The following is a 21,745-nucleotide window of genomic DNA, read 5'->3' as shown; positions in this document are numbered from 1 at the left end:
AGGCAGGGCCGTCGCCTGGCCTAGTCGGGTTTCTCGTAGGTCAGCTTGCCGCCCATGATCGTGTAAAGCACCTCGACATCCGAAATTGTGGCCGGGTCGATCTGGAAAAGGTCTTCGCCCAGAACCACTAGGTCTGCCTTTTTACCGACTTCCAGACTGCCGATTTCGCTGTCCATACCCATCCCGCGCGCGGCGTTTATCGTGTGCGCCTCCAACGCAAGCTCCAGCGGCAGCTTTGCCTCGTCACCGCCAAGCGGCTCGACGTCCTCACGCCCTCGTAACTGGCGGGTAACGCCGGCCTCAATGGCAGCGAGTGGGCGGTATTCGGACACGTAGCCCGACACGGGCCAGTCAGAGCCAAACGAGAAAACCCCGCCTTCGGCGACCACCCTGTTGACCGGGAACATTGCTTTTACCCGGTCGGCACCCAATCTGTCCGTTGCTATGGATTGCATCAGCGGGTCGAACGTCATCCACGCTCCGGTGCTGTCGTAAATCACACCAAGCTCACCGAACCGGGCATAATCATCGGGATGGATCAGGGTGCCATGCGTGATCTTGTGGGCACGCTCACGCGGTGGGTTAGCGGCGATTGCCGCCTCAACCGCATCAAGCAGCGTCCGGACTGCCAAATCGCCAAAGCAATGGCATGTCACGTCTATCCCGGCGGCGTCCGCACGGATCACTGCGTCCCTGACGGTTTCAACCGGGATAATGGGGTCAGGCACCAGATCGGGTTTATCGGTGTATGGGTCTACGTAGAGTGCATTCCATTTGTCGTCGCCGCCGTCCATGTTGATTTTCAGATACCGCGCTTTGACAAGCTCGGAGTTGAACTTTTCGCCAAGTTCAATTGTACCGGGAAGGGGGTCAACACTGCCATCGTTCCAGTAATACGACCCGACAAACCGGATCGGCATAGCCCCGTCCTTTTCAAAGTCGGCCATCATTTGAAAGCCTTCCTCCTGGCTCATCCCCTGAATCCCATGATCGTGGACCGAAGTAATTCCGGCGGCCGCAAAACGCTGCAGCCAGGTCGCAACACCTTCGGCCATGAACTCGGGTGTTATGTCGATCAGCGAGGTCAGAACCTGCATCTGAGCGGGAATTTCGACGATCCACCCTGTTGGATTCCCGTCGTCATCACGTTCAAAAAAAGAGAAGCCCGGCACGGTGTCCGGAGTATCCTTATCAATTCCCGCCAGTTCCAAAGCTTTGGAATTCACCCAAGCCGCGTGACCATCGATGGCCCACAGGTATACCGGACGTTCGGATTCGATTTCGTCCAGCATCGCGGCTGTCGGATTGCCGTCCTGCCATGGGTTAAAGCGAACACCGTTACCAAGGATGATGTCGTCGTCGTTGGTTTCGACCTCATTCCGTATCCGTGCAAACAGCTCGTCCTTGTCATCTGTCTGCAGGTTGACACCAAGCACGATCAAGCCACCTGCAGCCGCATGAATGTGGCCATCGACAAAACCCGGCAGAACCATCCTGCCCTTTAAATCTATGACCTCTGTGCCAAGGCCGATGACATCTTTCAGACCTTCGGCACTGCCGACATAGACAATCTCGTCACCTTCGATCCCGATAGCTTCGGCCGTGTTGCCATCAGCGTCCATGGTATGGATGTTGCCATTGATCAGGGCGTAGTCGGCGGTCGGATTAAGGCGGTTCGACTGTGCCATTGCCGCAGAAGAAACCAGCAAAAACAAGGCGGACGCAGAAACAAACGGTTTGAGCATATTCTCCTCCCCAAGAATACAACTCCAAACATGATATCTGAATGCATCAATTCACCAAGAGATTTCTGACACTGCGCCAGCCCGGTTCAACCTCAATGGGATGCAATGCGGAGCTTACTCCAGCCCTTCGCCACCCAGCAAATGGCGTCCTTGCCGATCCTCGACCTCGATCACCCACAAATCGGGATCGAACCCGCGCTGGCGATGGATGGCTTCGTCTACATCGGGCTCTGCACCGCTGGACAGTTCCACCCATTTCCGCTCACCACTCATCAGGTCGAAACTGCGCTGGAACGCAACGGCCTGACCATCGAGAGTGTTGAGCTTGACCAGAACCGCGCCCGCCGTGTCGTCACCATGAGCGACCACAAAGGCGGGAATTTCCTGAAATCGCAGCCGCGCCAGATAGGCATGAACCCAGAATTCAGCTGTCAGACGGGTCATGCGTTGCCGTCTTTGAAATCCAGACCCATTTCCGAATACCGCTCGGATTCCTCCAACCAGTTGGGCCGTACTTTCACCTGCAGGAACAAGTGGATTTTGCGATCAAGGAACTCTTCCAGTTCGGCGCGGGCGGCCTGACTGACGGCCTTGATGGTCTCGCCGCGTTTGCCCAGCACGATGCCCTTGTGGCCGTCGCGCATGACGTAGATCACCTGATCGATCTTGGCCGAGCCATCTTTGCGCTCTTCCCAATTTTCGGTTTCGACAGTCAACTGATAGGGCAGTTCCTGATGCAGGCGCAGGGTCAGTTTCTCGCGTGTCATCTCAGCCGCGATCATGCGCATTGGCAGATCGGCTATCTGATCCTCGGGATAGAGCCACGGGCCCTCGGGCAATTCTGCGGCCAGCCACTTGCGAAGGTCATCGACGCCATAGCCTCGCTCGGCCGAGATCATGAAGGTTTCGGCAAACGGGTAGCGCGCGTTGAGGTCGCTGGTAAGCGCCAGCAGCTTCTCGGACTGAACCTTGTCGATCTTGTTGATTGCCAACGCCACCTTGCGGCCCTGCCCGATCTCGTTCAGCCCCTCAAGAATACGTTCGACACCTTCGGTCACGCCGCGATGCGCCTCGACCATCAGAACGACGACATCAGCGTCGGCCGCCCCGCCCCATGCTGCCGCCACCATGGCGCGATCCAGTCGACGGCGGGGCTTGAACAGACCGGGCGTATCGACAAACACCAGCTGCGCGTCCCCTTCGATCGCCACGCCACGGATGCGCGCGCGCGTGGTTTGCACCTTATGCGTCACGATCGAGACCTTGGCCCCGACCATGCGGTTCAGCAGCGTTGATTTGCCCGCGTTGGGCTCTCCGATCAGGGCGATGAATCCGGCGCTTGTGGTCATGTTTTGCGATCCTGTTTGCAGGCCAGCATCCCTATAGCAGAATGGCGTCCCGGGCCAGAGGGATTTGCCCTGCAACAGGTGGTTGGGCATTTCTGCACCAAGTTACCGGGGTATTAAGGAATCCGGGCGGCCCGCCAGAAATGAGGCCCGTGTAAATTGTTGAAACCAAAGAACCAAATGCTGTTACACTAAGTCCACGAACGCGAGGCGGGGGTGAAAGTGACCGGGTTTTCGAGCAGAAGGGCAAATTTCAGTTTGGCGCGACTATTCCGCCTTGTGCCGCTTGGCCTTGGGTTGGCCACGGCGGCCAGCAGTCTGGCCGCTGAAAGCGTTGAGTTCAAAATTCAGGATTCTCTGCCCGTCAAAGAAACGCAGCTTCCCTATTCACTTTATGTCTCGCTAAGCGAAATCTCGGAAACGCGTCTTGGGGTCGACACGTTTCTGGATCTGCGCACGGTTCAGAAGCTTGCGCCTGCGCTGCTGTCGAACGTGCTGGAGGAGACCTGCAAACAAAAATTCGCGCTGGCCGTCTCGGACGTTCAGGCCGAACAGAACGCTGTCATCCTACGCGGGCAGTTTCAGGCCAAATTCTATGCCTGCAACACCAAGGACCCCAAGATGCATTACCGGGGTGTGTTGCTGTTCGGGCAAAACGTTGATGTTCAGGTCAGGGCCACCGCTGATGTCAGCCGGAATTGCGTTCGGTTTCGCCTCGTCGATCTGGATCTCGACCCGCAGGGATTTGTCGGCAGCGTGTCCGACTGGATCGGATTGACGGAAAAAGCCGAGACACTGATTGTCGAAAAAAGCACAGAGGTTCTGGCCGACAATCCGGTTTGTCCAGCCTTGCCCGAAGAACTGGCGAGCCTTGATCCCCGGTTCACGTCCGGAGGCACACGCGAAATTGGCGACGGCGGGGTCGGTGCGAGTTTGGCGGGATCAGTCGATACCAGCGCGGCAACGCTGTTGGATCTGTTACGGTTGCTGCAGGAAAAAGGCGACGCGGAGGGCGGAGAATGAAAACCCTATTTCTGCAAACTGCCGCTGCGACCCTGACCTTGCTGTGTACCCATGCAGGTGCAGAGCCGGTGTCCTTTGATTTTTCGCGTGATGTGACGATTGGCAACTCGGACGTGCCGTATCACGTGAAACTTGAACTGGCAGAAGTCGCGACAACGCGTATTGGCGTCGATGCCACAGTCGATCTTCGGGATATTCAAAGGCAACTCCCCGTTCTTCTGAAAGGCGCAACCTTTACCGATGCCTGCAACGCAGAGATATCGCTGGATGCGTTGAGTGCCCGGGCGGATGACCAAGTCCTGACACTTGCCGGCCGATTTGAACTGAACACCTACAAGTGCCGCAGAAGCATCGGACAGACCCCGGAGCGTGAAGCACTATTGGCCACAGGAGGCATTGAGTTCACGACCTCAGCCTCGGCCGTGCTGCGCGATCAGTGTATCTATTTCGAATTGGCGGATGTGGGTATGACCCTGAACAACCCACCTTCCCTTTCAGAGGGTCAGGAAGAGTTCCTGCAGACCGCCCGCTCGGTTTTCCTGCGTGCCGGAGCGGCCATCTCCGACAGGTTTCCGATTTGTCCTGAACTTCCGGCGGATCTGGCTTCACTTGATCCGGATTACAGCTCTGGCGGGACGTATGAGATTGGCGATGGCGGGGCGGGTGTCCGCCTCAATGGGTCATTCGATGTCAGTACAGCCACGATACTGGATGTACTTGCCGTGCTTCAGGCCAAGGGGGTTCTTCCCCCAAAACCCTGACCTGACTCGGATCAACCTAACCGGTCCAGTAAGGCCTTGGCGGCGGCCTGTTCGGCCTGACGTTTCGAGCCTGCGGTCGCCTGTGCCTCGGTTCCGTCCTGCAATCTGGCCGCGATGGTAAAGATCGGCGCATGATCGGGACCGCTGCGCGAAACCTCGACATATGAGGGCGGGTTCTGTCGGCGCGCCTGAGCCCATTCCTGCAATGCGGTCTTGGCATCCCGCGCGTCGGCCTCGACATTGAAAATCCGGTCACCCCACAGACGCAGGATCACCTCTCTTGCGGCCTCGAACCCGGCGTCGCGGTAGATGGCGGCGATAACCGCCTCCATCGCGTCACCCAAAAGCGCCAGCTTGCGCCGCCCGCCTGACAGCATCTCGGACCGGCCCAGTTTCAGGACGGCACCCAGATCGATCTGCCGTGCCACGTCAGCGCAGGCTTCCTTGCGCACCAATGCATTGAAGCGTGGTGCCAGCTGTCCTTCGGTGGCCTTTTGGTCGGCTTCCAGCAGTGCTGTCGCCATCACCAGCCCCAGAACACGATCGCCGAGAAACTCCAGTCGCTGATTGTCGGGCCTGGTAGAGGACGATACCGATCCGTGGGTCAGGGCCCGTAGCAGCAGCGCAGGGTCGGAAAACTCATACCCGAGCCGCTGCTGAAAGGCTTTTATCTCGGCCGAGATCTTCAATTGATCGCCTTGAAGAAGCGATCGCCGCGCCACGTCCAGAAGAAGAACATCGACCGGCCTGCGGACGAGAACATGATGCGATCCGCACGACCCAGCAGGTCCTCATAAGGAACGAACCCAACGCCGCCGACCGACTGCGGTACGCGGCTGTCGCTGGAGTTGTCCCGGTTGTCGCCCATAAAGAAATAATGGCCTTCGGGAACGACATAGATGCCGGTATTGTCTGCGGCCTGATTGCCGATGTTCAGGATATCATAGGACAGGCCGCTGGGCAGCGTTTCGATCAGGCGCGATTTTTCGCAGACACCACCGATCCCGACCGGACCGTTTTCGCAACGCGGACGCAGGCGCTGCGGCCCCTGAGGTTCGGCGATCTCGGTAAAGACGCCATCCGGCACCTGTTTGACAGGTGTACCGTTCAGAATGATCACGCCATCGCGGACCTGCACCCTATCCCCCGGCACGCCGATGAGACGCTTGATATAGTCGCGTCCGGTCACGGGATGGCGGAACACGATGACATCACCGCGCTCGGGTTCACCACCCATGATGCGGGTATTGTCGCCTTTCATCCAGCCGCAGATATCCTCGGCATCGATATTCAGTCCTAGGCTGGGAACGATCAGGCTGGGACAGGAGGCGTAGGAATAGCCATAGGCCATCTTGTTGACGAACAGAAAGTCACCGATCAACAGGGTGGGCTTCATCGAGCCTGAAGGAATCCAGAATGGCTGAAAGAACAGCGTGCGGAAAACGCCCGCAATCAGAAGGGCATAGACGACGGTTTTGATCGTCTCCCAAAAGGCGTTTCCTGTTTTGGCTTCCTCGGCCATGCTGCTCTCCGGTCCTTGCGTCGTTGCGGTGCTACATGCGGGGCTGGTGGGGGCAAGTCAAGGCCGGGACGGCGCTTCGTGAATGGGCCGCGCCTCGATCACCACAAATGCCTGCGCCCAGGGGTGATCGTCAGTCAGGGTGACGTGGATGATCGCCTCATGCCCGTCGGGCGTCATCTCTTTCAGGCGTTCTGCTGCCCAACCGGTCACGTGCATCACCGGCTGACCGGTGCGCAGGTTGGTGACGGCCATGTCCTTCCACGCAATGCCCATACGCAGACCGGTTCCCAGCGCCTTGGAACACGCCTCTTTCGCGGCCCAACGTTTGGCATATGTGCCAGCAGTATCGTGACGACGTTCAGCCTTGCGCTGTTCGATATCAGTAAAGACACGATTGCGGAACCGATCGCCGAACCGGTCAAGCGTACCTTGGATACGGTCGATATTTGCGAGGTCTGTGCCAATTCCTAAAATCATCTGGAGAACGCCGACCTGATCAGTCCGACACCGCCTAATGCAAACAACCCGGCCGCGACGCCATCTATCCAACGACGGCATCGGCGATAAGCCTGCATCATACCATCAACTGAGAACAGCAACGAATACAGCGCGTTGTTCAAAAATCCAACCATGACACAGGCCAGAGTCGCAACAGCCACGTTCAGCAAGCTGTCATTGGGGCCAATCCCAATCGACAAAGCCGCCATCCATGCGACCACGGATTTTGGGTTTGACATGTTGAGTATCAGCCCGCGCAGAAACCAGCGCCCGCCAGCGGTTGGGCCTGGGGCCTCCCCATTTGGACGTCTGGCTGAGTTGAAAGATTGCCACGCAAGCCACAACAGATAAATCCCACCCAAAACTTTGAGCAGCATCAACAAATAGAAGGAAGATTGCAGAACTGCACCCATGCCACTGGCGGCGACCAGACCCCAAAAAACCAGACCACAGGATAAACCAGCGCCGTAGACCAAGCTGGTTTTACGCCCATATTTCATGGCTACTGCGGCATTAGAAATATTTGCAGGGCCGGGTGAAACGGCCATTACAAAGAACGCCAGCGCAGTTGAGATCAATGCTGCGTAATCCATCATGACAATCGCACCGTCAGTATCTTGTAGCTCGCCACCCCAAAGAACCCGGCAAAGGCCAGGTCAAACCATCTGCGTGCGCGGCGATAGGCGCGGATCATGCGTTCTGACGAGAACAGGAACGCGTAGCCGATGAAGATGAGCAGTGAGCCCGCATAAAGCATCGCGAAATAGCCCAGCAGCATCGACAGGCTGGCGTCGTTTGGGGCCACGATGGCATAGATCGAGCCCCAGCTCAGGATCGCCTTGGGGTTGGTCAAGTGAATGGCCGCGCCTTTGGCGAAAATGGCTCTCGGCGAACCGCTGACAGGTTTGCCCAGCGCCACCTCGTCCGACGTCAGGGCGCGGCGCAGCGCCTTGAATGCCAACCAGCCCAGATAGGCCACCCCAACATAGCGGATCACCTCGAACACCCAGACATTGGCCAGCATGATCGCCGACAGTCCCAAAGCGGCAGCGATGCCCCAGGCAGCGGACCCGGCACAGATGCCCAGTGCAAAGACCAAACCGGAACGGCGGCCTTCGTTCATGGCGGTGCCCGCGATACCCATCGTTGCCGGCCCCGGCGACCCCCCGGCCATCAACCACGCAAACCAGATGGCAACGAAGGCGGGCGTGATCATGCCCGCGCCTCGTCCATAAGGCGGCGCATCTCGGCAATGGCCGGAGTAAGGCCGCGAAAGATCGACTCGCCGATCAGGAAATGGCCGATATTCAGCTCTTTCACCTCGGGGAAAACGGCGACGGGCTGGACCGTGTCATAGGTCAGACCGTGGCCCGCATGAACCTCGAGCCCCAGCGAGTGCGCAAAGGCCGACATTTCCCGCAGCGCTTCCAACTCGCGGTCGCGGTCGTCATTGTTCCCTTCGGCGTGGGCGTCGCAGTAGGCGCCTGTGTGAAGCTCGATCACCTCAGCGCCAATGCGATGGGCCGCTTCGATCTGTTTCTTGTCCGCGGCAATGAAGATCGAGACCCGACAGCCCGCATCACGCAACGGGGCGATGAAATGGGCCAGCTTGTTTTCTTCACGCGCCACTTCCAATCCACCCTCGGTCGTGCGCTCCTCGCGCTTTTCTGGCACTATGCACACCGCGTGGGGTTTGTGGCGCAGGGCGATCCGCTGCATTTCTTCAGTCGCAGCCATTTCAAAGTTCAGCGGCACCGACAGCACTTCCATCAGGCGGTCGATATCGGCGTCAGAGATATGACGGCGATCTTCGCGCAGATGCGCGGTGATACCATCCGCGCCCGCCTCTTCGGCGATCTTGGCGGCGCGCAGCGGGTCCGGATAGGCCCCGCCTCGTGCATTTCGCACGGTCGCCACATGGTCAATATTCACACCCAGACGCAGATGGTTATCAGACATCGCTCGAATCCTTTTTCGGCCCTTGGGATGAGCCTAATGGGTTTGCTTGGGGAACGTCAGCCTTTGCTTCGGCCAGTCGTTTGATTTCTTCGAATTTCGCTTTGATCTTCGCACGCCGCCGTTGTTGGTAGGTGCGCGTCACCGGCAGGCTGAGGAAATAACAGATCGTTCCGGCCACGATCCCTGGAATGATGCCGCCGATCATGTAGGGAAAGAACACCTCGTGATAAAAGATGCTCAGCCCGTGCCAGTCGGCGACCCGGTCGGTGAACATCGCAAAAAAGTTGTTCTTGAGATCGCCCAGCGCACTGGCGAATTTGCCCATGAGCCCCTTGGTCTCACCTTTTTCGAATTCGGTGCCCAAAAGGAAATGCCCGGTTTGCAGGCACACAACGCCAATCGGCACATAGGTCAGCGGGTTGCCGAAGAACGTTCCGCTGAGTGCGGCCAGAATGTTGCCGTTAATCAGGCGACCCAGCACCACGGCCACAACAAAGTGAAACCCGTAAAACGGTGTAAACGAAGCGAAAACGCCGGCACCTATCCCGCGCGCGATCCGTTCGGGTGAGTCAGGTAACCGACGCACCCGGTGTTTGACGTAGTGAAACGCACGCGTCCAGCCGCCGCGCGGATAAACGAATTCCGAAGCGATCTGGACAGGTGAGCGTCGATCTCGGCGCTTGAAAACCACTCCTGATCGTCCTTTCTCAACCCGCCGCTACCGACGCCTGCACCGTATCCCGATACCGTTCGACCGCGGCCACGTCGCTTTCCGCCTCAAGCATCAACATCAGCGAATGCAGCTGTTCCACATCGCGCAGTTCGACATTGATCAGCAGGCGGTAAAAATCTGGTTTGCGATCAACGAATTCCAGATTGGAGATATTGGCCTTTTTCTCGCCGATCAATGTGCAAATACGCCCCAGCACGCCCGCGTCGTTGCCGATGGTCAGATCAAGCGTTGCCGCATAGACCGCCGGGTGCGTACCCGAATGCCAGTGTAGATCGACCCAGCGTTCGGGCTCATCCTCAAATTCGCTGAGACGGTCGCAATCAATCGCGTGAACGACCACGCCCTTGCCACGATAGGTTATTCCGACGATGCGCTCACCGGGCAGAGGCTGACAACAGGGTGCGCGGTCGAACTTCTGACCGGGTTCCAGACCGATCACCGCACGGCGCAGCGGGATGGCGTCGCCCTCATCCTTGGTCAGTTCGGGATAGACCGCCTCGACCACTTCATGCGCGGTCAGTTCAGCGCTGCCCAAACGCGCCAGCAATTCGTGACGATCCTTGAGGCGCAGATGTTTGGCCGCAGCGTCCAGCGCCTTGTCTGTCGCCTTGCGTCCCACATGTTCAAACCCTGCACGGGCCAGTTCCTTGCCCAGCTTGATGAACCGCTCACGATCCACCTCGCGCAAGGCTCGGCGGATGGCCGTTCTGGCCTTGCCGGTAACCGCGATCTCAAGCCACGTCACCTGAGGCGTCTGGCCGTCGGCGGTAATGATATCAACCGATTGACCATTCTTTAGGCGTGTCCAAAGCGGCACCCGGATGCCGTCCACCTTGGCGCCAACACAAGCATGCCCGATGCGGGTGTGAATGGCATAGGCAAAGTCGATCGGCGTCGCCCCGCGCGGCAGTTTGACCACGTCGCCCTTGGGCGTGAAACAAAAGACCTGATCCGAATACATCTCGAGCTTCACGGCTTCGAGGAACTCGTCGTGATCTTCTTCGTTGTCGAACTGCTCGGTCAGGCTGGAAATCCATTTGGCCGGATCCACGGCAAACGGGTTTTCGGACCGCACACCATCGCGATACGACCAGTGCGCCGCCACGCCGGTTTCGGCAACATCGTGCATCTGCCGAGTGCGGATCTGCACTTCGACACGCTTGCCATCGCGCCCCGACACCGTGGTGTGGATCGAGCGATAGCCGTTCGATTTCGGCTGGCTGATATAATCCTTGAACCGCCCCGGAACTGCGCGCCAGCGTTGGTGGATGGCACCGAGTGTACGATAGCAATCTTCCTCGGACCGGGTGATGATGCGAAAGCCGTAGATATCGGACAGGCGCGAAAAGCCCTGATCCTTTTCCTGCATCTTGCGCCAGATCGAGTAAGGTTTCTTGGCGCGGCCAAAGACCTCGGCCTCGATCCCGGCCTTGTCCAGCTCGTGGCGCATATCCCCGGTGATGCGATGGATCACATCGCCGGTTTCCCGCTGCAGGGTGATAAAGCGACGGATAATCGACTGACGGCCCTCGGGGTTGAGGACGCGGAAGGCGAGGTCTTCCAGTTCCTCACGCATCCACTGCATACCCATGCGACCCGCAAGCGGCGCATAGATATCCATCGTCTCGCGTGCCTTGATCACCTGCTTTTCCGGGCGCATTGCCTTGATCGTACGCATATTGTGCAGACGGTCGGCGAGCTTCACCAGAATGACCCGCAGGTCCTTGGACATGGCCATGAACAGCTTGCGGAAATTCTCGGCCTGCTTGGTTTCACGGCTAGAGAGCTGCAGGTTTGTCAGCTTGGTTACGCCATCGACCAGCTTCGCCACCTCGTCCCCGAACAGATCGGACACTTTGCCGTAGTTGGCTTTGGTGTCCTCAATCGTATCGTGAAGCAATGCGGTGATGATGGTGGCGTCATCCAGCCGTTGCTCGGTCAGGATGGCGGCGACAGCAACAGGATGCGTAAAATAAGGTTCGCCTGAATGGCGGAACTGCCCCTCGTGCATCTGCATTCCGAACTCATAGGCCCGGGCGATGCGGTCGGCATTGGTTTTTGGGTTGTAGTTGCGGACCAGCGCAATCAGGTCGTCAGCAGAAATCATCCGGTCCGCACCTTCGTCTTTGGGAATTACCCCTGGCCCTGTGCCTCCATCAGAGCGCGCAGGAGCTTTTCTTCGGACATGTCGTCATCAGCAGGCTTGTCCGACTCTGCCCCCATCAGCAGGGCCATCTGATCCTCTTCCGGCTCATCAACCTCGATCTGGGTCTGGTTGGCCTCGATCAGACGCTCGCGCAGTTCGTCGGCGCTCTGGGTTTCCTCAGCGATTTCGCGCAGCGAAACAACCGGGTTTTTGTCATTGTCGCGGTCCACGGTAATCGCCGCACCAGCGGACACCTCGCGCGCGCGATGGGCGGCAAGCATCACCAGTTCGAACCGGTTCGGAACCTTGTCTACACAGTCTTCGACCGTCACGCGGGCCATGGGGCGCTCTCCGTAAATGAATCCGTGTCAGGAAGGGGTTTATCTAAGCGCGATTCTACGCCTTGACAAGCGGGAAATGCCGTTCTGCCCGCATCAAAGCGGGACAACCGCGGCCACATCGGCCTCGGGCAGCTTCGCAAGCATCTCGGTTACCGTCAGATCAAGAGCCGGGTGGCGCCAATCCGGCGCGACATCGGCCATCGGCACCAATACGAATGCGCGGTCCTGCAAACGGGGATGTGGCAAGATCAATTTGTCAGGGGCCAGCTTTACCTGATCTTCTGCAGGTAATTTCAGCCATCGTTCGTATTCAGCCTGATCAGGCAAAACCCGGTCGTCCCAGCACACGAGATCGATATCGAGCGTTCGCATGCCCCAGCGCTGAACGCGCGCGCGCCCGAACTCATGCTCAACCCGGTGCAACAGATCAAGCAATGCTTCGGGCGTACCATCGGTTTCAATCAGCGCAGCAGCATTCACATAGTCCGGCCCGGCCCCCGCCGGGAAGCACGGAGTGGCAAAAAAGCGGCTTACAGAGCGAATCACCACGCTTTCCGCCTTCAGAACCTCCAGCGCGTTTCGCAGGGTCACTTCGGGCCCGTTATCTCTCAGGCTGAGATTTGCACCCAGTGCCAACACTGCTTTTGACCGGGTTTCGGCCATATTTCACCTCTCATTCCGCACAGACAATACTTGCGATACATGTCAAAATTCTTACATTAGGTGCACCATTGCGCTGATTTATTACGCACTCACTCACGGAACCTCACGGCGCAATGGGTTATACCGGAAGGGACTATTTATGTTTTATAAGGACGAACGGCTAGCGCTGTTCATCGATGGCTCGAATCTTTACGCGGCCGCCAAAGCTCTGGGCTTTGACATCGACTACAAGTTGCTGCGTCAGGAATTCATGCGCAGGGGAAAACTGCTTCGGGCGTTCTATTACACAGCGCTGCTGGAAAACGATGAGTATTCGCCCATCCGCCCATTGGTTGATTGGCTGCATTACAACGGGTTCACCATGGTGACGAAACCGGCCAAGGAATATACCGATTCCATGGGCCGCCGTAAGGTCAAAGGCAACATGGATATCGAACTGACCGTCGATGCCATGGAACTGGCGCCGCGCGTCGATCATATCGTGCTGTTTTCGGGCGATGGGGATTTCCGCCCGCTGATTGCCAGCCTTCAGCGTCAGGGCGTTCGCGTCTCGGTGGTTTCGACCATCCGCAGCCAGCCGCCCATGATCTCGGACGAGTTGCGCCGTCAGGCCGACAACTTCATCGAGTTGGAAGACCTGCGTGACGTCATCGGACGTCCGCCGCGTGAAATGCCGATGGAGCCCCGGGAACCTCGGGAGCCCCGCAGCGTCGCGGTAGCGGGCGGTAGCTAAGGCCAGAGGAATATCTGGCATGAACCGCAGTGATGGGAAATTGCGCGGTCAGGATCGTTATGATTCTGACCGCGCTTCTTTAACTAGCATTCGGTGCTTAAACACCAATCACGTTAATGCCCGACGATGTCAGGATCATGACGCCATCATGACATCTGGACCAATGCTGCGAAAAACCTTACCTGTCCGGGTCAGGGAGATGTCCACATGACCAAGCCGCCACTCACACTCTACCTCGCCGCCCCAAGGGGTTTTTGCGCAGGCGTGGACCGTGCCATCAAGATCGTCGAGATGGCGTTGGCCAAGTGGGGGGCGCCGGTCTATGTGCGACACGAAATCGTGCACAACAAATTCGTGGTGGACGGGCTGCGGGCAAAGGGCGCGGTGTTTGTCGAGGAACTGGACGAATGCCCCGATGACCGCCCTGTCATCTTTTCGGCCCACGGCGTACCCAAGGCCATTCCAGCCGAGGCGGCGCGGCGCGAAATGATCTATGTGGATGCAACATGCCCGCTTGTGTCCAAGGTGCATATCGAGGCCCAGAGGCACGCGGATGCCGGATTGCAGATGATCATGATCGGCCACAAGGGCCACCCCGAGACGGTTGGCACTATGGGCCAGTTACCCGATGGCGAAGTTCTGTTGGTGGAAACCGTAGAAGACGTTGCCAATGTCCGGGTCCGCGATCCCGAACGGCTGGCTTTTGTTACGCAGACAACGCTGTCGGTCGATGACACCAGGGACATCGTTGCGGCATTGCACGCCCGCTTTCCCGCGATTATCGGACCACACAAGGAAGACATCTGTTATGCCACCACAAACCGACAAGCAGCGGTCAAGATCGTAGCACCCAAATCCGATGCGCTGCTGGTTGTGGGCGCGCCAAATTCTTCGAATTCCCGCCGTCTGGTTGAGGTCGCCTCCAAGGCGGGCTGCAACTATGCCCAACTGGTCCAGCGCGCCACAGATATCGACTGGCGCGCGCTGACAGGTATTTCCAGCATCGCAGTCACCGCCGGGGCATCCGCTCCCGAAGTGCTGGTGAACGAGGTCATCGAGGCATTTCAGTCCCGTTTTGACGTCACTGTCGAAATGGTTGAAACGGCGATCGAGAATGTTGAGTTCAAGGTGCCGCGCGTGCTGCGGCAATCTGCGTGATGCCAGACCATAAAACGATCGACGCCTATACCTCGCATGTTGCGGATTATCTGAAGGTGCCGTTGCCCGCCAAACAGCTTGAGGCGCGGCAGGCCTTTGCGGATGCGGTAGGCGCAGCAGGATATGTGCTGGATCTGGGTTCGGGGCCCGGATCGGACAGCACGTTTCTGATGCGACAGGGCCTGAAGGTTCGGGCACTGGACGCCACACCCGCTTTTGTCGAGTACGCCCGCGACAACGGCGTAGATGCGCATCTGGGCACATTCGATGATGTCACTGAAACGGCGGAATATGATGGCGTCTATGCCAGCTTTTCCCTGCTGCACGCCCCTCGTGCGGATTTTCCGCGTTATCTGGGCGCGATCCACAAGGCCCTGAAACCCGGCGGTCTGCTTTTTCTGGGCATGAAACTGGGCACCGGAGAACACCGTGATCATCTGGACCGATACTATACCTATTATTCGCAGACCGAGATTGAGACGGCTCTGACCGAGGCGGGGTTCACGCTCGATCGTTTCGTGACGGGAATGGGCAAGGGGCTGGCCGGATCGTATGACGGTTTCATTCTGGTTTTCGCCTATGCCTGAACTATTCGCCTATACCGATGGGGCCTGTTCCGGCAATCCCGGCCCGGGGGGTTGGGGTGTCTTGCTGCGCGCCATGGACAAGGGCGCTGTGCTGAAAGAGCGCGAATTGAGCGGCGGTGAAGCCGAGACAACCAACAACCGCATGGAATTGCTGGCGGCGATCAACGCGTTGGAGACACTGGAACGCCCATCAACGATCACCGTGGTAACAGACAGTGCCTATGTAAAGAACGGCGTTACCGGCTGGATTTTTGGGTGGAAGAGAAACGGCTGGAAAACCTCAAACAAAAAGCCGGTCAAGAACGTGGAACTCTGGCAGCGACTGGACGAGGCGCAAAGCCGTCATGACGTGACCTGGGAATGGGTCAAAGGCCATGCCGGGCATCCTGAAAACGAGCGGGCCGATGAACTGGCCCGCGCGGGAATGGCCCCGTTCAAGCCGGGCAAGGCCAAAGTCTGACCCGACCCATTTTGGTTGCTGGCATTATTGGGAAAGCAGGCGCGCGCCGATTTCCTTGACGAATTTCGCCGCCACCATCGCAGTCATGCCATAGGGGTCGCGATGCGGGTTCAGCTCGACGATATCAGCCCCGACCAACTGCCCCTCGAACCGGTGGATCAGGTCGATCACCTCGCGCGTCGTCAGACCGCCGGGTTCGTGATGTGAAACACCGGGGGCAAACGCCGGATCAAGCGCATCCAAATCCAGCGAAAGGTAGACCGGGCCACCAAAGGAAATCTGCAGGTCCGGGCGCCAGTTGCGCATATCGATCACCTCGACCCCGAATTTGTCTGCCTGTTCGCGCTGATGCGTGTTCATGGTGCGGATGCCGACCTGCACCAGCCGCTTGACCGGGCAGTTCTCCATCACCCGCGCAAAAGGGCAACCATGTCCCAGCGGGCCGATTTCCTGCGTGTCGTAGAGGTCGGGATGGGAATCGATGTGCAGGATGTTCAGCCCCTCGTACCGTTCGGCATGGGCCTTGATCAGCGGATAGGCAACCGAATGATCGCCACCCAGCGACAACAGCCGCGCCCCGCTGGACAGACGTTCCGCCGCACCCGCCTCGATCCGGTCTATCGGTTCCTGACCGCGCATTTCGAATACATCAAGATCGCCCGTATCCCGAAACCGGTCGGTTGCACCCAGATCGGTGCCATCTTCGGCGGTCAGGTTCGCAGCACCCGAATGCAGCGCCTCGCGGATGCGACCCGGAGCAAAGGCCGGGCCCTGCAGGAACGACGAATGCAGGTCCAACGGAACCCCCATCAGGGCGACGTCGCCCGGTTTCAGATCATGATGCATATGAGTTGCCCCTGAATATGATTTCGGGCGATCTGGCCCTCAATCCTTCAGGGGGTCAAGGCCTCAGCGGCGAAAATACCTCTGCCACAGCCAGAGAACGAGGAGCGCGCCGAGAACAGCACCAACAAAGCCCGAGAGCCAGCCCATAACGGTCAGCAGCGCGCGCAGGATCAGTCCGCCAACCAGTGCGCCAACGATCCCGACCAGCATCGTCGTCGGAATGTCCGCCTCGATCCGCATCAGGCGGGTTGCGAAGAACCCGGCAGCGGCGCCTATGATAATCAAGGCAACGACGGGCATCTCATTTCCTCCAATGCGTCGGCACGATGATCAGTGCACCGATGGATGACAGTACCGCATCCAATCCCGGCGAGCCAAATCCGATTCCGAACATGATGCGGATGAAATAGAACAGGAACGCGCCACCAACGCAGATGATGATGGATTGCAGATAGCCGTTCTTGGTAAAGCCTGTGATCTCGGACAGATATCCGACGATCCCGGCAATAACGACTGTGCCCATGAGGATCATGAACATCCGGCGGCCCTCCGACTAGAGGCGGGTTCCGGCAGCCACAGGCCAGCCCCGCAAAAAGCTTTGTTTATCCTGCGCGCCTTTGCCTGCCCTTTGCAAGCGCAGTAGCTCGACTGCCCCCTCCCCACAGGCCACGCGCAGCACGTCGTCCAGAACCTCGCCCGCTGCCCCCTGTCCGTCCGACAGGCGGGAGGCCAGCAGTTTGACGCGTTCGCCCTCGATTTCGGTCCAGGCACCGGGAAACGGCGAAAGCCCCCTGATCTGACGATCAACCTCGGCAGCGGGCCGGGACCAGTCCACGCGTGCCTCTGCCTTGTCGATCTTGGCGGCATAGGTCACGCCATCCTGCGTTTGCGGTTCGGGGGTGAGTTCGTGCAGACGGCCCAGCGCTTCGACGATTTGCTCCGCACCCATGACTGACAGCCGGTCATGTAACTGATCGGTGGTTTCTTCTGCGCCGATTGGCGTGGCGGCCCGCAGCAGGACGGGGCCGGTGTCCAGCCCAGCCTCCATCTGCATGATGCAGATACCGGTTTCAACATCGCCCGCCATGATCGCACGGTGAATTGGCGCCGCCCCCCGCCAACGGGGCAACAGACTGGCGTGGATATTCAGACATCCATGCACCGGCGCATCCAGAATGGACTGAGGCAGGATCAAACCATAGGCCACCACAACGGCAATATCAGCCTGCAGCGCGGAAAATTCCTGCTGTTCCTGCGGGGACTTCAGCGACACCGGATGCCGTACCTCCAGACCCAAGGCTGCAGCCCTTGCGTGAACTGGGGTCGGGCGGTCCTTTTTCCCGCGTCCGGCTGGGCGGGGCGGCTGACAGTACACGGCCGCAATCTCGTGCCCGGCATCGACCAGCGCATCCAGTACCGGAACCGAAAACTCGGGCGTTCCCATGAAAACGACGCGCATGATAGTGCTCCTTTATGGCGGGTTATCCCTGTTTGCGCGCCTTGCGCAGCAGCATATCCCGTTTCACCTTGCTGAGGCGATCAAAGTACATCTTGCCGTTCAAGTGATCGATCTGATGCTGAACGCTGGTGGCTTCGATGCCCACAAAATCGCGCCGATCCATCATCCCTTGTTCGTTCAGGTAACGCACGGTGACAGCCCGAGGTCTTTTTACTTTGGCTGAAACACCGGGCAGGTTCGGGCTGGCCTCATCATGCTCGCGCAGTTCGATGGAACTGTGCAGGATTTCCGGGTTTGCCAGACGTACGGCCCTGCCCCGTTCGGTCGATCCGTCCACAACCGCCAGACGCAGCATCACACCGATCTGTGGAGCCGCCAATCCGACACCGGGCATCGCCTCCATCGTGTCGATCATGTCGTCCCAGATCGCCCGGATGTCGTCGGTGATCTTGTCAACTTCATCAGCTTGGGTTCGCAACCGCTTGTCAGGCCAAGGAAGACAGGTGCGTACAGTCATGGTCTGTTCTCCAGATAATCAGCCTCGGCTGCTGCCCGGGCGTCGGGGTCCAGATGATCGAAAGTCACAACCCCGTTCAGGTGATCGAATTCATGCTGAATGCAACGCGCCTCGAACCCGTCGAAATCAGCCATGTGAATGTCACCTTCGGCGGCCGTCCATTGCACGGTGATGGCCTTGGGTCGCACGACCGGGATCAGAATGCCAGGGATCGACAGGCAGCCCTCCTCCATCTCGGTGGGCACGCGTTCCGCTGCCATGATGGTCGGGTTGATCATGACCATCGGGCTGGGAGTGCCCTCTTTCCAACCGCAATCCATCACAAAGAACCGTTGCATCACGCCGACCTGCGGTGCGGCAAGCCCCCTGCCCGGTGCGGCATACATCGTATCGAACATGTCGCGGATCAGACCCTCGGGCACTTCACCCACAACCGGTTCGCATTTGTGCGACAGCCGGGGATCGGGCCACTTGAGAACCTCCAGAACGCTCACGCCCGTGCCTGCTCGCGCTTCAGTTTCTGCATCTTGCGGGTGATCATCTGACGTTTGAGAGGCTTGAGATAGTCGATGAACAGCTTTCCGTTCAGATGGTCGATTTCGTGCTGAACGCAGGTTGCCCAAAGGCCGTCGAACACCTCTTGCTGCGCTTTGCCGTCCTGGTCCATCCACGCAACCTCGACCACCTTGGGACGGGTCACTTCGGCGTACTGATCCGGGATTGACAGGCATCCCTCTTCGTAGACGCTGGTTTCATCCGACGACGATATGACCTCGGGGTTGAACATCACCAGCGGGCGCGGCGCCTCGCCCTCTTCCTTGACGCAATCCAGAACGATCAGCCGGTCCAGTACACCGATCTGCGGCGCGGCAAGGCCGATGCCGGGCGCGTCGTACATCGTTTCCAGCATGTCATCGGCCAGTTTGCGCAGTTCGTCGGTAAGGTCGCCCACCGGCGCACAGACCTTTTTCAGACGGGGATCAGGATGGATCAGGATATTGCGTTTCATGAGGCTGATTTAGGTCATCACGCGCCCAGCCGCAACGCCCCCCTTGCACCTGCGTAATTTGCGTTTAGCTTTCAGCCCGAAGAACGGAGTACACATGACTTTCAACGACCTGATCGACCGCCGGGGAACCCAGAGTTCCAAATGGGACAAGATGGAGCAGCTGTTCGGCGTATCGCCCGAAGACGGGCTGGCCATGTGGACAGCGGATTCGGATTATGCCACCGCGCCTTGCGTGATCGAAACTGTCCACAAGGCCGCCGAGCACGGTGTATTTGGATACTCGTGGGAACACCCCCAATATCTGCAGGCCGTACAGTGGTGGATGAAGAACCGCCATGGCTGGTCGATCGACACAGATTGGGTGCTGACAACTCAGGGATTGGGCAATGCCATTGCACTGGCGTTGGACGTCTGGAGTGAGCCGGGTGATGGTGTGGTGATCTTTTCGCCGGTTTATCATGAGTTTGCCCATAAGGTGAACAAGTCCGGCCGAAAGGTGGTCGAGTGTCCGCTGGTACGGGACGGTGATACCTATGTGCTGGATCTGGACGACGCCCAGTCGCGTCTGGACGGCTCTGAAAAGCTGCTGCTTTGGTGTTCGCCTCAGAATCCTTCGGGCCGCATCTGGACACCGGACGAGTTGCGCGCGGTCGCGGCATTTGCCGAGCGAAACGGGCTGATACTGGTATCTGACGAAATTCACCATGACCTGATCTATCCCGGGAACACCTTTGTCCCGATGGATGTTGCCGCGCCTGATGCGCGCCCGTGGACAGTTACGCTGACGGCGGCGTCAAAAACGTTCAATATCGCCGGGCAGCGCACCGGCAACATGATTATCCCCGACCCGACCCTGCGGGCGGCCATGCGTCACCGGCTGAATACGCTGGACTATTCACCCAGCTCTCTGGGCGTTTCGATGATTACCGCGGCCTACAGCCCCGAGGGTGCTGAATGGGTTGATACGCAGGTTGCGCATCTGGATGGGAACCGGCGCCGCTTTGACGATACGATCGCGGCCATTCCCGGATTGTGGTCGATGCCCCTGCAATCGACCTATCTGGCATGGGTCGACTTTTCAGGCACCGGGATGGAAATGGAAGAAATCGTCCGACGGCTGCGCGAGGATGCAAAGATCGCCACTTCACCCGGACCCGGATTTGGAACCGGCGGCGAAACCTTCCAGCGGTTCAATCTGGCCACTCAGGGCGCGCGGGTTGACGAAGCCTGCGACCGGCTGCGTGCCGCATTCGCCGATCTGCAATAACGTCAATGCGGCGCGGCCAAGTTCTTTGCTTGTTGGTCCTGGCGGTAGGTGCCGCCTGGATCGGCTGGCATCAATACCGGCCTGGACCGCCAGCCCCGCCGTTGGCACCCGAAGCGCAAAGGGTCGATCACATACTGATTGAAAAATCAGACCGGCGGCTGACAGCGACGCTTGGTGGCGCAGTGGTAATGCAGGCCGACATCGCGCTTGGGTTTTCTCCGCTAGGTGACAAGGTCCTGGAAGGCGATGGCAAAACGCCCGAAGGCATATTCACCATCGACCGGCGCAATCCACAAAGCGCCTATCACCTGTCACTGGGTATCGATTACCCAAAGCCTGAGGATACTGAACGCGCTGCAAAACAGGGCATTGATCCCGGCGGGGACATCTTCATTCACGGGCAGCCAAATGCCATTGTCGGCTTTACCCTTCCCGGCGACTGGACGGCTGGCTGCATTGCCATCTCAAATGCGGAAATGGCCCGACTGTGGAGCCTTGCCGCCAACGGAACTGTTGTCGAAATTCGCCCCTGATCCGTCAGTCGTCAGCCGTCAGAGCCCAACAGGGCAACGGGCGCATCCGGTGAGCGATAGAAATCCAGCGGAGCCTTGTCCGCTGCCACGGTGCTGCGCTTGAATTCATAGCGCATCTCACCCGCTTCTTCCTCATCCGCGACGATCAGACATTGATACAGATGGTTCGCGCCATCATAGATGTCGACCAGCCCCCGCAAACGCGGTGTCGACGCCGCTTCGACCGCGAAGCCGTCTTTCCACAACCGCAGGATTTTGAAGTGATTGTCGCCCAATTCCACCCGAAGGCGGCTGGATTTCTTCAGTGTGGCGATTCGCGCGGCATCCAGTTCGTCGCGCATTTCCTTTGAAACATAGGTACTCATCAACACACTCCCCTCGGCTCAGTATCAGTGTGCGCGAGAAATTGTAAAAAACAAATAAACTCAGCAGCTCTTTT

Annotated in this window: 29 protein-coding genes; 8 read left to right on the top strand and 21 right to left on the bottom strand. The window is 58.7% G+C overall.

Annotated features, from left to right (window positions below):
- Nucleotides 1-20: 20 nt before the first annotated feature.
- The 3 genes from ACR0NW_RS18490 to era form a co-directional block, all read right to left on the bottom strand.
- Nucleotides 21-1,745 (bottom strand): amidohydrolase, encoded by a 1,725-nt coding sequence (locus tag ACR0NW_RS18490; protein WP_480451983.1) that lies wholly within the window; start codon nt 1,743-1,745, stop codon nt 21-23.
- A gap of 114 nt (nt 1,746-1,859) precedes the next feature.
- Entirely contained in the window at nt 1,860-2,189 is a 330-nt protein-coding gene (locus tag ACR0NW_RS18485) for a DUF1491 family protein (protein ID WP_480451982.1), read from the bottom strand.
- Nucleotides 2,186-3,094 (bottom strand): GTPase Era, encoded by a 909-nt coding sequence (gene era, locus ACR0NW_RS18480; protein ID WP_480451980.1) that lies wholly within the window; start codon nt 3,092-3,094, stop codon nt 2,186-2,188. The genes ACR0NW_RS18485 and era overlap by 4 nt, the downstream gene beginning before the upstream one ends.
- Nucleotides 3,095-3,349: 255 nt before the next feature.
- Between era and ACR0NW_RS18475 the strand changes: the two genes are divergently transcribed.
- Together ACR0NW_RS18475 and ACR0NW_RS18470 are read left to right on the top strand one after the other, a co-directional pair.
- Nucleotides 3,350-4,114 (top strand): hypothetical protein, encoded by a 765-nt coding sequence (locus tag ACR0NW_RS18475; protein ID WP_480451978.1) that lies wholly within the window; start codon nt 3,350-3,352, stop codon nt 4,112-4,114.
- Nucleotides 4,111-4,875: a hypothetical protein gene (locus tag ACR0NW_RS18470; protein ID WP_480451976.1), complete on the top strand. Its 765-nt coding sequence runs from the start codon at nt 4,111-4,113 to the stop codon at nt 4,873-4,875. Before ACR0NW_RS18475 ends, ACR0NW_RS18470 begins: the two co-directional genes overlap by 4 nt.
- Nucleotides 4,876-4,886: 11 nt before the next feature.
- On the opposite strand, the gene rnc is transcribed toward ACR0NW_RS18470, so the two are convergent.
- From rnc to folK, 10 genes are all read right to left on the bottom strand, one after another.
- Nucleotides 4,887-5,564, bottom strand: a complete 678-nt coding sequence (rnc, locus tag ACR0NW_RS18465) for a ribonuclease III (RefSeq protein WP_480451974.1) — start codon at nt 5,562-5,564, stop codon at nt 4,887-4,889.
- Entirely contained in the window at nt 5,561-6,397 is an 837-nt protein-coding gene (lepB, locus tag ACR0NW_RS18460; protein WP_480451972.1) for a signal peptidase I, read from the bottom strand. Before lepB ends, rnc begins: the two co-directional genes overlap by 4 nt.
- A 57-nt stretch (nt 6,398-6,454) precedes the next feature.
- On the bottom strand, nt 6,455-6,874 hold the full coding sequence (acpS, locus tag ACR0NW_RS18455; protein ID WP_170654003.1) for a holo-ACP synthase: 420 nt from the start codon (nt 6,872-6,874) through the stop codon (nt 6,455-6,457).
- Nucleotides 6,871-7,491, bottom strand: coding sequence for a LysE family translocator (locus ACR0NW_RS18450; RefSeq protein ID WP_480451970.1), 621 nt, complete (start codon nt 7,489-7,491; stop codon nt 6,871-6,873). Before ACR0NW_RS18450 ends, acpS begins: the two co-directional genes overlap by 4 nt.
- Nucleotides 7,488-8,111, bottom strand: a complete 624-nt coding sequence (locus tag ACR0NW_RS18445; RefSeq protein ID WP_480451968.1) for a LysE family translocator — start codon at nt 8,109-8,111, stop codon at nt 7,488-7,490. Before ACR0NW_RS18445 ends, ACR0NW_RS18450 begins: the two co-directional genes overlap by 4 nt.
- The gene (locus tag ACR0NW_RS18440) at nt 8,108-8,854 is read right to left on the bottom strand and encodes a pyridoxine 5'-phosphate synthase (RefSeq protein WP_480451966.1); all 747 of its coding nucleotides are present in this window, start codon (nt 8,852-8,854) and stop codon (nt 8,108-8,110) included. The genes ACR0NW_RS18445 and ACR0NW_RS18440 overlap by 4 nt, the downstream gene beginning before the upstream one ends.
- Nucleotides 8,847-9,545, bottom strand: coding sequence for a DUF2062 domain-containing protein (locus ACR0NW_RS18435; protein ID WP_480451964.1), 699 nt, complete (start codon nt 9,543-9,545; stop codon nt 8,847-8,849). The genes ACR0NW_RS18440 and ACR0NW_RS18435 overlap by 8 nt, the downstream gene beginning before the upstream one ends.
- A gap of 16 nt (nt 9,546-9,561) precedes the next feature.
- Nucleotides 9,562-11,694 carry a RelA/SpoT family protein gene (locus ACR0NW_RS18430; protein WP_480451963.1) on the bottom strand — a complete coding sequence of 711 codons (2,133 nt, stop codon included), beginning with the start codon at nt 11,692-11,694 and terminating at the stop codon, nt 9,562-9,564.
- Between the two features lie 26 nt (nt 11,695-11,720).
- Nucleotides 11,721-12,074: a DNA-directed RNA polymerase subunit omega gene (gene rpoZ, locus ACR0NW_RS18425; RefSeq protein WP_170654014.1), complete on the bottom strand. Its 354-nt coding sequence runs from the start codon at nt 12,072-12,074 to the stop codon at nt 11,721-11,723.
- A 93-nt stretch (nt 12,075-12,167) separates the two neighbouring features.
- Nucleotides 12,168-12,737: a 2-amino-4-hydroxy-6-hydroxymethyldihydropteridine diphosphokinase gene (gene folK / locus ACR0NW_RS18420; protein ID WP_170654016.1), complete on the bottom strand. Its 570-nt coding sequence runs from the start codon at nt 12,735-12,737 to the stop codon at nt 12,168-12,170.
- Between the two features lie 139 nt (nt 12,738-12,876).
- On the opposite strand from folK, the gene ACR0NW_RS18415 reads away from it, so the two are divergent.
- From ACR0NW_RS18415 to rnhA, 4 genes are all read left to right on the top strand, one after another.
- Nucleotides 12,877-13,470, top strand: a complete 594-nt coding sequence (locus tag ACR0NW_RS18415; protein ID WP_170654018.1) for a LabA-like NYN domain-containing protein — start codon at nt 12,877-12,879, stop codon at nt 13,468-13,470.
- 207 nt (nt 13,471-13,677) lie between these two features.
- Nucleotides 13,678-14,628 carry a 4-hydroxy-3-methylbut-2-enyl diphosphate reductase gene (ispH, locus tag ACR0NW_RS18410; RefSeq protein ID WP_480451961.1) on the top strand — a complete coding sequence of 317 codons (951 nt, stop codon included), beginning with the start codon at nt 13,678-13,680 and terminating at the stop codon, nt 14,626-14,628.
- Complete coding sequence (locus tag ACR0NW_RS18405; RefSeq protein WP_480451959.1) at nt 14,628-15,215, top strand: class I SAM-dependent methyltransferase; 588 nt, start codon at nt 14,628-14,630, stop codon at nt 15,213-15,215. Before ispH ends, ACR0NW_RS18405 begins: the two co-directional genes overlap by 1 nt.
- Nucleotides 15,208-15,675, top strand: a complete 468-nt coding sequence (gene rnhA, locus ACR0NW_RS18400) for a ribonuclease HI (protein ID WP_170654023.1) — start codon at nt 15,208-15,210, stop codon at nt 15,673-15,675. The genes ACR0NW_RS18405 and rnhA overlap by 8 nt, the downstream gene beginning before the upstream one ends.
- A 24-nt stretch (nt 15,676-15,699) precedes the next feature.
- On the opposite strand, the gene speB is transcribed toward rnhA, so the two are convergent.
- The 7 genes from speB to def (ACR0NW_RS18365) all read right to left on the bottom strand — a co-directional run bounded on the left by speB (nt 15,700) and on the right by def (ACR0NW_RS18365) (nt 19,506).
- Nucleotides 15,700-16,521 carry an agmatinase gene (gene speB / locus ACR0NW_RS18395; RefSeq protein ID WP_480451957.1) on the bottom strand — a complete coding sequence of 274 codons (822 nt, stop codon included), beginning with the start codon at nt 16,519-16,521 and terminating at the stop codon, nt 15,700-15,702.
- 63 nt (nt 16,522-16,584) lie between these two features.
- On the bottom strand, nt 16,585-16,821 hold the full coding sequence (locus ACR0NW_RS18390; RefSeq protein WP_480451956.1) for a GlsB/YeaQ/YmgE family stress response membrane protein: 237 nt from the start codon (nt 16,819-16,821) through the stop codon (nt 16,585-16,587).
- A 1-nt stretch (nt 16,822) separates the two neighbouring features.
- Nucleotides 16,823-17,059: a hypothetical protein gene (locus tag ACR0NW_RS18385; RefSeq protein ID WP_170654029.1), complete on the bottom strand. Its 237-nt coding sequence runs from the start codon at nt 17,057-17,059 to the stop codon at nt 16,823-16,825.
- Nucleotides 17,060-17,074: 15 nt separating this feature from the next.
- Nucleotides 17,075-17,980 carry a methionyl-tRNA formyltransferase gene (gene fmt / locus ACR0NW_RS18380; protein ID WP_480451954.1) on the bottom strand — a complete coding sequence of 302 codons (906 nt, stop codon included), beginning with the start codon at nt 17,978-17,980 and terminating at the stop codon, nt 17,075-17,077.
- Nucleotides 17,981-18,002: 22 nt separating this feature from the next.
- On the bottom strand, nt 18,003-18,497 hold the full coding sequence (gene def, locus ACR0NW_RS18375; RefSeq protein WP_480451952.1) for a peptide deformylase: 495 nt from the start codon (nt 18,495-18,497) through the stop codon (nt 18,003-18,005).
- The gene (def, locus tag ACR0NW_RS18370; RefSeq protein WP_480451951.1) at nt 18,494-18,991 is read right to left on the bottom strand and encodes a peptide deformylase; all 498 of its coding nucleotides are present in this window, start codon (nt 18,989-18,991) and stop codon (nt 18,494-18,496) included. The genes def (ACR0NW_RS18375) and def (ACR0NW_RS18370) overlap by 4 nt, the downstream gene beginning before the upstream one ends.
- The gene (gene def / locus ACR0NW_RS18365) at nt 18,988-19,506 is read right to left on the bottom strand and encodes a peptide deformylase (protein ID WP_480451950.1); all 519 of its coding nucleotides are present in this window, start codon (nt 19,504-19,506) and stop codon (nt 18,988-18,990) included. The genes def (ACR0NW_RS18370) and def (ACR0NW_RS18365) overlap by 4 nt, the downstream gene beginning before the upstream one ends.
- A 94-nt stretch (nt 19,507-19,600) precedes the next feature.
- On the opposite strand from def (ACR0NW_RS18365), the gene ACR0NW_RS18360 reads away from it, so the two are divergent.
- Both ACR0NW_RS18360 and ACR0NW_RS18355 read left to right on the top strand, forming a co-directional pair.
- Nucleotides 19,601-20,773 carry a MalY/PatB family protein gene (locus ACR0NW_RS18360; protein ID WP_480451948.1) on the top strand — a complete coding sequence of 391 codons (1,173 nt, stop codon included), beginning with the start codon at nt 19,601-19,603 and terminating at the stop codon, nt 20,771-20,773.
- A gap of 29 nt (nt 20,774-20,802) precedes the next feature.
- Nucleotides 20,803-21,306, top strand: a complete 504-nt coding sequence (locus ACR0NW_RS18355; RefSeq protein WP_480451947.1) for a L,D-transpeptidase family protein — start codon at nt 20,803-20,805, stop codon at nt 21,304-21,306.
- A gap of 11 nt (nt 21,307-21,317) precedes the next feature.
- On the opposite strand, the gene ACR0NW_RS18350 is transcribed toward ACR0NW_RS18355, so the two are convergent.
- The gene (locus ACR0NW_RS18350; protein ID WP_170654043.1) at nt 21,318-21,671 is read right to left on the bottom strand and encodes a hypothetical protein; all 354 of its coding nucleotides are present in this window, start codon (nt 21,669-21,671) and stop codon (nt 21,318-21,320) included.
- Nucleotides 21,672-21,745 lie beyond the last annotated feature (74 nt).

The sequence above is a fragment of the Ruegeria sp. CF5 genome (genome assembly GCF_056537325.1).
This window is presented reverse-complemented; position numbering and strand designations above follow the sequence as displayed.

Excerpts from the sequence above, each read along its gene's own strand:
- ACR0NW_RS18490 (WP_480451983.1), bottom strand. The coding sequence starts at position 1,745 with ATGCTCAAACCGTTTGTTTCTGCGTCCGCCTTGTTTTTGCTGGTTTCT.
- ACR0NW_RS18485 (WP_480451982.1), bottom strand. The coding sequence starts at position 2,189 with ATGACCCGTCTGACAGCTGAATTCTGGGTTCATGCCTATCTGGCGCGG.
- era (WP_480451980.1), bottom strand. The coding sequence starts at position 3,094 with ATGACCACAAGCGCCGGATTCATCGCCCTGATCGGAGAGCCCAACGCG.
- ACR0NW_RS18470 (WP_480451976.1), top strand. The coding sequence starts at position 4,111 with ATGAAAACCCTATTTCTGCAAACTGCCGCTGCGACCCTGACCTTGCTG.
- lepB (WP_480451972.1), bottom strand. The coding sequence starts at position 6,397 with ATGGCCGAGGAAGCCAAAACAGGAAACGCCTTTTGGGAGACGATCAAA.
- acpS (WP_170654003.1), bottom strand. The coding sequence starts at position 6,874 with ATGATTTTAGGAATTGGCACAGACCTCGCAAATATCGACCGTATCCAA.
- ACR0NW_RS18450 (WP_480451970.1), bottom strand. The coding sequence starts at position 7,491 with ATGATGGATTACGCAGCATTGATCTCAACTGCGCTGGCGTTCTTTGTA.
- ACR0NW_RS18445 (WP_480451968.1), bottom strand. The coding sequence starts at position 8,111 with ATGATCACGCCCGCCTTCGTTGCCATCTGGTTTGCGTGGTTGATGGCC.
- ACR0NW_RS18440 (WP_480451966.1), bottom strand. The coding sequence starts at position 8,854 with ATGTCTGATAACCATCTGCGTCTGGGTGTGAATATTGACCATGTGGCG.
- ACR0NW_RS18430 (WP_480451963.1), bottom strand. The coding sequence starts at position 11,694 with ATGATTTCTGCTGACGACCTGATTGCGCTGGTCCGCAACTACAACCCA.
- rpoZ (WP_170654014.1), bottom strand. The coding sequence starts at position 12,074 with ATGGCCCGCGTGACGGTCGAAGACTGTGTAGACAAGGTTCCGAACCGG.
- folK (WP_170654016.1), bottom strand. The coding sequence starts at position 12,737 with ATGGCCGAAACCCGGTCAAAAGCAGTGTTGGCACTGGGTGCAAATCTC.
- ACR0NW_RS18415 (WP_170654018.1), top strand. The coding sequence starts at position 12,877 with ATGTTTTATAAGGACGAACGGCTAGCGCTGTTCATCGATGGCTCGAAT.
- ispH (WP_480451961.1), top strand. The coding sequence starts at position 13,678 with ATGACCAAGCCGCCACTCACACTCTACCTCGCCGCCCCAAGGGGTTTT.
- ACR0NW_RS18405 (WP_480451959.1), top strand. The coding sequence starts at position 14,628 with ATGCCAGACCATAAAACGATCGACGCCTATACCTCGCATGTTGCGGAT.
- rnhA (WP_170654023.1), top strand. The coding sequence starts at position 15,208 with ATGCCTGAACTATTCGCCTATACCGATGGGGCCTGTTCCGGCAATCCC.
- speB (WP_480451957.1), bottom strand. The coding sequence starts at position 16,521 with ATGCATCATGATCTGAAACCGGGCGACGTCGCCCTGATGGGGGTTCCG.
- ACR0NW_RS18390 (WP_480451956.1), bottom strand. The coding sequence starts at position 16,821 with ATGCCCGTCGTTGCCTTGATTATCATAGGCGCCGCTGCCGGGTTCTTC.
- ACR0NW_RS18385 (WP_170654029.1), bottom strand. The coding sequence starts at position 17,059 with ATGTTCATGATCCTCATGGGCACAGTCGTTATTGCCGGGATCGTCGGA.
- fmt (WP_480451954.1), bottom strand. The coding sequence starts at position 17,980 with ATGCGCGTCGTTTTCATGGGAACGCCCGAGTTTTCGGTTCCGGTACTG.
- def (WP_480451952.1), bottom strand. The coding sequence starts at position 18,497 with ATGACTGTACGCACCTGTCTTCCTTGGCCTGACAAGCGGTTGCGAACC.
- def (WP_480451950.1), bottom strand. The coding sequence starts at position 19,506 with ATGAAACGCAATATCCTGATCCATCCTGATCCCCGTCTGAAAAAGGTC.
- ACR0NW_RS18360 (WP_480451948.1), top strand. The coding sequence starts at position 19,601 with ATGACTTTCAACGACCTGATCGACCGCCGGGGAACCCAGAGTTCCAAA.
- ACR0NW_RS18350 (WP_170654043.1), bottom strand. The coding sequence starts at position 21,671 with ATGAGTACCTATGTTTCAAAGGAAATGCGCGACGAACTGGATGCCGCG.